Genomic DNA, 10,072 nt, shown 5'->3' with positions numbered 1-10,072 from the left:
GAAAAAACTAAGTAAGTTAGAGCGTTATTTTGATACATTCCCAGAGATTAAAGTTAATTTAAAAGTATACTCTGACAAGCAACGTGTCGAGGTAACAATTCCATTTACTGATTTATTACTTCGTGCAGAAGAAACTAATAGCGATATGTACGCTGCTATCGATTTAGTAGTTGATAAACTTGAGCGACAAATTCGTAAACATAAAACAAAAGTAAATCGTAAGTTACGTGAGAAAGGTTCTATGAAAACGAACTTTATCCTTCCAGAAGCAGTAGCTGTTCTGGATGAGGTAGAAGAGGATGAACTAGAACTTGTACGTACAAAGCGATTCGATTTAAAACCGATGGACGTTGAAGAAGCAATCCTACAAATGGATATGCTAGGGCATAATTTCTTCGTCTTCACAAATGCTGATACAAATGAAACTAATGTTGTATATGGCCGTAAAGATGGGAAATATGGTTTAATCGAAACTAAATAATAATTCAAAAGCGTAGCCGAAATGGCTGCGCTTTTTTTGCTGAAAATAGATTTTTTAAAAAAGTTTTCTTAATTTAGAACGAGACATTCGGCCGATTGTTGTCATAGTTATAAGACAAGTGTTACAATTATCATTAGGTATATACATTTTAGTTTTTTTAATTAGGAGAAAAATTGGCATAACATACATTTGATTTTTATAACGACTGATTGTAATAGAGAAAAAGAAAAAACAATCGGAAGTTTTATTTTAATAAAAAGAGGAGCGTATTTCCTATGATCGGTATTTTAAAAAAGGTGTTTGATGTAAATCAACGCCAAATTAAACGTATGCAGAAGACAGTTGAGCAAATTGATGCACTAGAGCCATCTATTAAGCCATTAACTGATGAACAATTAAAAGGGAAGACGCTTGAATTTAAAGAACGTCTAACAAAAGGTGAAACAGTAGATGATCTACTACCTGAAGCTTTTGCGGTTGTTCGTGAAGCTGCGACTCGTGTTCTTGGAATGCGTCCGTATGGTGTACAGTTAATGGGTGGTATTGCCTTACATGAAGGGAATATCTCTGAGATGAAAACGGGTGAAGGTAAAACGTTAACATCTACATTACCTGTATATTTAAATGCTTTAACAGGAAAAGGTGTTCACGTTGTTACAGTCAATGAATACTTAGCACAACGTGATGCGAGCGAAATGGGACAACTTCATGAGTTCCTAGGATTAACAGTAGGAATTAATTTAAACAGTATGTCACGCGAAGAGAAACAAGAGGCTTATGCTGCTGATATTACGTATAGCACAAATAATGAGCTTGGATTCGATTACTTACGTGACAACATGGTTTTATATAAAGAGCAGTGCGTTCAACGCCCACTGCACTTTGCTATTATCGATGAAGTCGATTCTATCTTAGTCGATGAAGCGCGTACGCCACTTATTATTTCTGGACAAGCTCAAAAATCAACAGAGCTGTACATGTTTGCAAATGCATTCGTTCGTACGTTAGAAAATGAAAAAGATTATTCATTTGATGTGAAGACGAAAAATGTAATGTTAACAGAAGATGGTATTACGAAAGCGGAGAAAGCTTTCCATATTGAAAACTTATTTGATTTAAAACATGTAGCGCTTCTTCACCATATTAATCAGGCACTTCGTGCGCACGTTGTTATGCATCGTGATACAGATTATGTTGTACAAGAAGGCGAAATCGTAATTGTAGACCAATTTACTGGTCGTCTTATGAAAGGTCGTCGTTATAGCGAAGGGTTACACCAAGCGATCGAGGCAAAAGAAGGCGTAGAAATTCAAAATGAAAGTATGACGCTTGCGACAATTACATTCCAGAACTACTTCCGTATGTACGAAAAGTTATCTGGTATGACTGGTACAGCGAAAACAGAGGAAGAGGAATTCCGTAACATTTACAATATGAACGTTATCGTAATTCCAACAAACAAACCGATTATTCGTGATGACCGTGCGGATTTAATCTTCAAATCAATGGAAGGTAAATTTAATGCTGTTGTTGAGGATATTGTAAATCGTCATAAACAAGGACAACCAGTTCTTGTCGGTACAGTGGCGATTGAAACGTCAGAACTTATTTCAAAAATGTTAACTCGTAAAGGTGTACGTCATAACATCTTAAATGCGAAAAACCATGCGCGTGAAGCGGATATCATTGCAGAAGCAGGTATAAAAGGCGCTGTAACGATTGCGACGAACATGGCAGGTCGTGGTACAGATATTAAGCTTGGAGACGATGTGAAAAACGTTGGTTTAGCCGTTATCGGTACAGAGCGTCACGAAAGTCGTCGTATTGATAATCAGTTACGTGGTCGTGCTGGTCGTCAAGGGGACCCAGGTGTTACGCAGTTCTACTTATCAATGGAAGATGAACTAATGCGTCGCTTCGGTTCTGATAATATGAAAGCGATGATGGATCGCCTTGGTATGGATGATTCTCAGCCAATCGAAAGTAAAATGGTTTCTCGTGCAGTAGAATCTGCGCAAAAACGTGTAGAAGGAAATAACTATGATGCACGTAAGCAGTTACTACAATACGATGATGTACTTCGTCAGCAACGTGAAGTTATTTACAAGCAGCGTCAAGAGGTAATGGAGTCTGAGAACTTACGCGGTATTATTGAAGGTATGATGAAATCTACAGTAGAGCGTGCGGTTGCACTTCATACACAAGAGGAAATTGAAGAAGATTGGAACATTAAAGGTCTTGTTGACTACTTAAATACAAACCTTCTGCAAGAAGGAGATGTGAAAGAAGAAGAATTACGTCGCCTTGCTCCAGAGGAAATGAGCGAGCCAATTATCGCGAAGTTAATAGAGCGTTACAATGACAAAGAAAAGCTTATGCCAGAAGAGCAAATGCGTGAGTTCGAAAAAGTTGTTGTATTCCGTGTTGTAGATACGAAATGGACAGAGCATATCGATGCGATGGATCACCTTCGTGAAGGTATTCATTTACGTGCTTACGGTCAAATTGATCCACTTCGTGAGTATCAAATGGAAGGATTCGCAATGTTCGAATCAATGATTGCTTCTATTGAAGAGGAAATTTCTCGTTACATTATGAAGGCTGAAATTGAACAAAACTTAGAGCGTCAAGAAGTTGTTCAAGGTGAAGCTGTTCACCCATCTAGCGATGGCGAAGAGGCGAAGAAAAAACCAGTTGTAAAAGGTGACCAAGTGGGCCGCAACGATTTATGTAAATGTGGTAGCGGTAAAAAATATAAAAACTGCTGTGGCATTGGGAAGTAATATAGGGCGGTAGCCCAGGCTGCTTTGCAAACTTTTACATCAAAAATGTATAATTAAGAAGGATTAAACTCTCTCCGTCATAAGTGGAGAGAGTTTCCCTTGTTTTCATGCGAAAGTAACAGCAATTACATAGAGGTGAAGGAAATGGAATTAGTAGAAATTAGACAGGAATTAGAGAAAATGGCTAAGAGATTAGCGGCTTTTAGGGGGTCTCTTTGACCTCCCTACTAAGGAGAAACAAATTGCAGAATTAGAAGAGAAAATGATGGGCGCAGGATTTTGGGATGACCAACAAGGCGCACAAGCTGTAATTAACGAAGCAAATGCACTGAAAGATATGGTTGGAAAGTTCCGTCAGCTAGATGAGACGTTCGAAAACCTAGAAATTACACATGAGCTTTTAAAAGAAGAGTATGATGAAGATTTACATGAGGAACTTGAATCAGAAGTAAAAGGCTTAATTCAAGAAATGAATGAGTATGAGCTGCAGTTATTACTTAGCGATCCTTATGATAAAAATAACGCCATTTTAGAATTACACCCAGGTGCTGGTGGAACAGAGTCACAAGACTGGGGCTCTATGTTACTACGTATGTACACACGTTGGGCTGAAAAACGTGGATTTAAAGTAGAAACGGTTGACTACTTACCAGGTGATGAAGCTGGTATTAAGAGTGTTACTTTATTAATTAAAGGTCATAACGCTTACGGTTACTTAAAGGCAGAGAAAGGTGTACATCGTCTTGTACGTATTTCTCCATTCGATTCTTCAGGCCGTCGTCATACATCGTTCGTATCTTGTGAAGTTGTGCCTGAGTTCAATGATGAAGTTGAAATTGAAGTGCGTACAGAAGACTTGAAAATTGATACGTATCGTGCAAGTGGAGCGGGTGGACAGCACGTTAATACGACAGATTCAGCAGTTCGTATTACGCATACACCGACAAATACGGTTGTAACGTGTCAGTCAGAGCGTTCTCAAATTAAAAACCGTGAGCATGCGATGAAGATGTTAAAAGCGAAATTATATCAAAAGAAATTAGAAGAGCAACAAGCGGAGTTAGATGAAATTCGCGGAGAGCAAAAAGAAATCGGATGGGGTAGCCAAATCCGTTCTTACGTATTCCACCCATATTCTCTTGTGAAAGACCACCGTACAAATACAGAGGTCGGTAATGTGCAAGCAGTTATGGATGGAGAAATTGATCCGTTTATTGATGCTTACTTACGTTCTCGCATCTAATAAGCTAAGTGAAAAAAAGCCAACAAAATTGTTGGCACACGCTGAGGATATAGAGGATATAAAGAGTGCTATTTTATTTATATGGATGAAGTACAGAGGAAGAGAAGTTGGAAACGACAACTTCTCTTTTTGATGGAATTATATGTAGCATACAATGTTGTATATTGTTTTGTAAAAAGTAGAAAATAGTAAAACAGATTGGCAATTGAGTAAGGCTTTCTACAGGTTTTTTCTAAATTCCCGTTCAAAAAGGATCCTTTATAGAAGTTTATAAGTTGTTCACAGAATTGAAACAACTTATAAAAGCTTTATATCATTAGGGTTCCCGCTGTATTTTTGAAGAATATGAAATATACCTTAGTTTTTCTATATAAAGATAATGCTTATAATGAAAATGAGTGTGTTAGGAATGAAAAGAATATCAACAATGGGGAGCGATAGAAGTGAAAAAGAAATTGTTGGCTATTGCGCTAGGAACATCAGTCGTTTTTGCTTTAGGAGCGTGTGGAAATAAAGAAGAGAGTAAACCTTCGAACCAGTCTGCAAGTACAGACAGTGCAGAACAAATTTTCCAAAGAAGTTGTGCTGGGTGTCACGCAACAGATTTATCAGGGGCAACTGGACCTGATTTAAGAAAAGTAGGCGGTAAGTACGACGCGGCAGATATTGAAGAAATTATTAAAAAAGGTCGCGGTTCAATGTCACCAGGACTTATTCAAGGTGAAGATGCGAAAAAAGTAGCTGAATGGTTAGCTGAACATAAATAAAAAGGGGTAAAATGGACGAGTTGATTCATATAATCAACTCGTTTCCCTTTTTTTGGAATGTAACATAACTGTAACAAAAATGTATCCAAACTGGAAACCGTTTGATGTTACAATGAGGTTTGTAGAATTTTGCTGAAATATATTACATAGAGTAGTATTGCTTAGAAAAAGAGTATAAGTAGACTACCTTCAACAAGAGTCGGTTAAAAGAGAATGAAGGTTTAGCTTTTATTTTCAAATGTACAGAAAAGTATTTCGAAAAAAATCATTAAGTATTGGGTGATAAATAATGATAAAAATGACGAATGTTTATAAGGAGTACCCGAATGGTATGAAAGCCATTGCTGGTCTCACAGTTAACATTAAACAAGGCGAGTTTGTATACGTAGTTGGACCGAGTGGAGCCGGAAAATCTACATTTATTAAAATGATGTATCGTGAAGAGAAGCCATCTACAGGATCAATTAATGTAAATGGACTTACTATCGAGTCATTAGCAGAAAGAGACGTTCCATATTTCCGTCGTCAATTAGGCGTGATTTTCCAAGACTTTAAATTACTACCTAAATTAACGGTATATGAGAATGTTGCGTTTGCCTTAGAAGTAATTGAAGAAGAGCCAGATGCAATTCGTGAGCGTGTAACAGAAGTGTTAGGTCTTGTAGGTCTTGAAGATCGTGCAGACGCACTTCCAAGCGAACTTTCAGGCGGGGAGCAGCAACGTGTTGCGATTGCGAGAGCAATTGTTAATAGACCAAAGGTTGTAATTGCCGATGAGCCGACAGGTAACTTAGATATTGAAACAGCTCTTGATATTATGAAGATTTTCACACGCATTAATGAGCGTGGTACAACGATCGTTATGGCGACACATAACGCAGATATCGTAAATACAATCCGTCATCGTGTAATCGCGATTGAAGGCGGAAAAATTGTTCGAGATGAGATGGAGGGAGGATACGGATATGAAGGCTAAGACCCTTAGTCGACATTTGCGAGAAGGTGTAAAGAATCTATCACGTAACGGATGGATGACGTTTGCTTCTGTTAGTGCAGTAACAGTTACATTATTACTTGTAGGTGTCTTTTTAACAGCGATTATGAATATGAACCATTTTGCGACGAAAGTAGAGCAAGATGTAGAAATTCGTGTACACATTGATCCAGCAGCAAAAGAAGCTGATCAAAAGAAATTAGAAGATGATATGAGTAAGATTGCAAAAGTAGACTCTATTAAATATTCTTCTAAAGAAGAAGAGTTAAAACGTTTAATTAAAAGCTTAGGCGATAGCGGAAAGACATTTGAGTTATTTGAACAAGATAACCCACTTAAAAACGTATTCGTTGTCAAAGCAAAAGAACCAACAGATACAGCAACAATTGCGAAAAAGATTGAAAAAATGCAGTTTGTAAGTAATGTTCAGTACGGAAAAGGGCAAGTTGAACGATTATTTGATACTGTAAAAACTGGTCGTAACATCGGGATTGTGTTAATTGCTGGTCTTTTATTCACAGCGATGTTCTTAATCTCTAATACAATTAAAATTACAATTTATGCTCGTAGTACAGAAATCGAAATTATGAAACTTGTAGGTGCAACAAACTGGTTTATTCGTTGGCCGTTCTTATTAGAGGGATTATTCCTAGGAGTATTAGGATCAATTATTCCAATTGGCTTAATTCTAGTTACGTATAATTCGTTGCAAGGTGTGTTTAACGAAAAACTTGGCGGAACAATTTTCGAACTTCTACCATACAGCCCATTCGTATTCCAATTAGCTGGTTTACTAGTGTTAATCGGGGCTTTAATCGGTATGTGGGGAAGTGTAATGTCAATTCGTCGCTTCTTAAAAGTATAAAAAGTTGCAAACATAATTCGTACAAGCTTATCATATAGTAGAAATAGGTAAAGGCATCACACACTGTGTGATGCCTTTTGCTACACCACCTGTGTGTTTTGGAAAGGGGAATTCCGCATTGAAACGTAGAGTTGCAATTATTGGAATGGTTGTTGCATTTTTAATTGGTGCTGGCGGAATGTTTGCAGGTATGTCTTTATTTGGGGTTAACCCAGCAGAAGTAACGCAAACAATTTCGAATGGAAACGCTAGCACTGCGCAAGGGAATTTGGCAAAAATTAATGAGGCGTATGCACTAATTGATTCACGTTATGTGGAAGACGTGAAAGATGAAAAATTAGTCGAAGGTGCAATACAAGGCATGTTGTCTACGCTGAAGGACCCTTATTCCACGTATATGGATAAAGAAACGGCTAAACAGTTTAGTGAATCGCTTGATCCTGAGCTAGAGGGGATTGGGGCTGAGGTGAACAAGACGGATGGTAAGCTTATTATCGTATCTCCAATTAAAGGCTCACCGGCAGAAAAGATTGGAATTAAACCGAATGACCAAATTTTATCTGTAGATGGAAATAGTGTGAAAGATTTATCACGTGAAGAAGCGGTATTAAAGATTCGTGGTAAAAAAGGAACGACTGTTGCGATTGAAATTAAGCGTGCAGGAGTGGCTGATCCGATTGTATTTAAAATTAAGCGTGAAAAAATTCCAATCTTCACAGTGTTTAGCTCTGTGAAACAAGAGAGCGGAAAAGATATCGGTTATATGCAAATCACTTCTTTTGCTGAAAATACAGCGAAAGAATTTAAGGATCAGTTAAAAGAGTTAGAGAAGAAAAACATAAAAGGCTTAGTTATTGACGTACGTGGTAATCCTGGTGGCTACTTAAATAGTGTAGAAGAGATACTAGGAGAAATTATGACGGATAAAAAGCCGATGCTACAAGTAGAGCAACGAAATGGTGAGAAGAAGAAATTCTCTACGGAACTGAAAGAGAGAAAACCATATCCGATTTCAGTATTAATTGATAACGGAAGTGCTTCTGCTTCAGAGATTTTAGCGGGTGCGCTAAAAGAGGGAGAAGGATACGATTTAATTGGTGAAAAAACGTTTGGCAAAGGTACTGTTCAGCAAGCTGTTCCATTTAAAGATGGCAGCAACATCAAATTAACGATGTTCAAATGGTTAACACCGGATGGAAACTGGATTCATAAAAAAGGAATCAAGCCAACTGTAGAAGTGAAACAACCAGATTATTATCATGCGACACCAATTCAAATTGAAAAGACACTTTCATACAATGCAAATGATGTACAAGTAAAACATGCCCAAGAAATGCTTAAGAGTTTAGGATATGTACCAGGACGTGAAGATGGATACTTTAGTAAAGAGACAGAATCAGCACTGAAAGCATTCCAAAATGCGAATAAGATGGAAGCGACAGGACAGCTCGATAAAAAGACAGCTGAGGCGATTCAAACGAAAATTATTGAAAAAATCCGTTCTGGAGAAAATGATCTACAATTACAGTCAGCATTAAAATTAATGGCGAAGTAAAAAGAAATACAGGCAGTTTGCTGCCTGTATTTTTTTGTGTTAAACAAACGTTTGTCCAGTTATGATAATATAAAAAGAAAGAATGATATAAATGGTGGTGAATGGGTTCGTGGAGGCATGGATTTTTGAAATAATGCGGGCAGTTGGACGTTTTTTCTTACACCCTGCTGTCTATGTATTTTTAATAAGTAGTATCTTCGTTGGATACTTACGTATGTTACGAGAACGAAAAGATTTTTCTTTTAAAGTTTATGATATTTGGTTTGAACTTCGAACATCTTTATTGGCGGGAGTTAAATACGGATTAATCGTATCTATCATTACGATTGGGCTCGGACTTGTTGTTTCTAAGGCGAGCTTATGGGCCATTTTACTTTGGACGTTACTATTTGGATTAACTGCTATGTATCGATATTTATCAGCAGCTTATACGTTTAGTGTCGCGATTGTATGTGTTCTATTATCTTCTAAGCTACCAGTTTCTTTCTTACAGCTTGGAGAAGGTGAAGAGAATACAATCGTATCCCTTGCTATTTTGCTAGGCATCATGCTCGTTGTAGAGGGCTTGTTGATTTCTAAAAATGCAGTAGGATATTCGACGCCGAAGATTAGGAAGGGGAAGCGTGGACTAAAGATTGGTTTACACGAATCAAAGCGTTTATGGATCGTTCCTATTTTTATTCTTGTACCAGGTGAAGCAGTAACGCAGTTTATTTCATGGTGGCCTGTCGTGTCAATCGGTTCACATACATATTCTCTATTCCTCGTTCCATTTTTAATTGGATTTATGAGAAGGATTAGAAGTTATGAGCCGACGGAAGCTTTATTATTTACAGGAAGACGTGTGTACGGATTAGCAGGACTTGTGCTTGTTTTAGGAATCGCAAGTTATTGGTGGCACGTACTTGCCATTATTGCAATGGGCGTTGCAATGCTTGGACGTTTTACAATTTCCATGCAAGAGAAAATTGCGGATGAAACAAGACCAGCATACTTCGCTGCACGTAATGATGGACTCGTTGTACTAGATACAATTCCAAATACAATTGGAGCAGAGCTGAATTTACTGCCTGGAGAAATGATTACGAAAGTAAATGGAGTCATTCCAAGAAGTGCTGAGGAATTTTATGATGCACTTCAAACGAAGACGACAGGAGCATTTTGTAAGTTAGAAGTATTAGATACAAATGGAGAACTTCGCCTTGCTCAAACGGCATTATACGCTGGTGGACATCACGAATTAGGTATTGTGTTTGTTCAGCAGGAGCATGAATGGGATTCGGAAGCGATGTAATAGAAGAAAAGGTATCACCTTGTGGTGATGCCTTTTTTGTGTAAGATGGGCGGTAGTTATAGTACATGAAATTTATATCGGCGATTATCG

General features: G+C 37.7%; 8 protein-coding genes. All 8 read left to right on the top strand.

Features of this window, described 5'->3' with window-relative positions; genetic code table 11:
• The coding region (gene hpf, locus MR083_RS25050) for a ribosome hibernation-promoting factor, HPF/YfiA family (protein ID WP_242270005.1) at nucleotides 1-481 on the top strand (481 nt) is incomplete at its 5' end.
• Between the two features lie 275 nt (nucleotides 482-756).
• On the top strand, nucleotides 757-3,264 hold the full coding sequence (gene secA, locus MR083_RS25045; RefSeq protein ID WP_048553050.1) for a preprotein translocase subunit SecA: 2,508 nt from the start codon (nucleotides 757-759) through the stop codon (nucleotides 3,262-3,264).
• Nucleotides 3,265-3,408: 144 nt separating this feature from the next.
• Nucleotides 3,409-4,507, top strand: a protein-coding gene (prfB, locus tag MR083_RS25040) for a peptide chain release factor 2 (protein ID WP_096001716.1) whose coding sequence is annotated in 2 segments (ribosomal slippage) — nucleotides 3,409-3,480 and nucleotides 3,482-4,507 — 1,098 coding nt in all. Because the reading frame shifts where the segments join, the coding sequence is not laid out codon by codon here.
• A gap of 443 nt (nucleotides 4,508-4,950) precedes the next feature.
• Nucleotides 4,951-5,274 (top strand): cytochrome c551, encoded by a 324-nt coding sequence (gene cccB, locus MR083_RS25035; protein ID WP_000727968.1) that lies wholly within the window; start codon nucleotides 4,951-4,953, stop codon nucleotides 5,272-5,274.
• 289 nt (nucleotides 5,275-5,563) lie between these two features.
• Entirely contained in the window at nucleotides 5,564-6,250 is a 687-nt protein-coding gene (ftsE, locus tag MR083_RS25030; RefSeq protein WP_000594318.1) for a cell division ATP-binding protein FtsE, read from the top strand.
• Complete coding sequence (gene ftsX / locus MR083_RS25025) at nucleotides 6,240-7,133, top strand: permease-like cell division protein FtsX (protein WP_000645019.1); 894 nt, start codon at nucleotides 6,240-6,242, stop codon at nucleotides 7,131-7,133. Before ftsE ends, ftsX begins: the two co-directional genes overlap by 11 nt.
• Nucleotides 7,134-7,251: 118 nt before the next feature.
• A complete protein-coding gene (locus MR083_RS25020) occupies nucleotides 7,252-8,688 on the top strand; it encodes a S41 family peptidase (protein WP_000830290.1) in 1,437 nt (478 codons plus the stop codon).
• A gap of 91 nt (nucleotides 8,689-8,779) precedes the next feature.
• Nucleotides 8,780-9,982 carry a PDZ domain-containing protein gene (locus tag MR083_RS25015; RefSeq protein WP_041184482.1) on the top strand — a complete coding sequence of 401 codons (1,203 nt, stop codon included), beginning with the start codon at nucleotides 8,780-8,782 and terminating at the stop codon, nucleotides 9,980-9,982.
• Nucleotides 9,983-10,072 lie beyond the last annotated feature (90 nt).

The organism is Bacillus cereus group sp. BfR-BA-01408 (assembly GCF_022663305.1).
Classification (GTDB): domain Bacteria; phylum Bacillota; class Bacilli; order Bacillales; family Bacillaceae_G; genus Bacillus_A; species Bacillus_A pacificus.
Note: the sequence above shows the minus strand (reverse complement) of the source record. Positions and strands in the feature narration are given on the sequence as shown.

Bases quoted from the DNA above. Each gene is read 5' to 3' on its own strand.
- secA (WP_048553050.1), top strand. From the start codon at position 757: ATGATCGGTATTTTAAAAAAGGTGTTTGATGTAAATCAACGCCAAATT.
- ftsE (WP_000594318.1), top strand. From the start codon at position 5,564: ATGATAAAAATGACGAATGTTTATAAGGAGTACCCGAATGGTATGAAA.
- ftsX (WP_000645019.1), top strand. From the start codon at position 6,240: ATGAAGGCTAAGACCCTTAGTCGACATTTGCGAGAAGGTGTAAAGAAT.
- MR083_RS25015 (WP_041184482.1), top strand. From the start codon at position 8,780: ATGGTGGTGAATGGGTTCGTGGAGGCATGGATTTTTGAAATAATGCGG.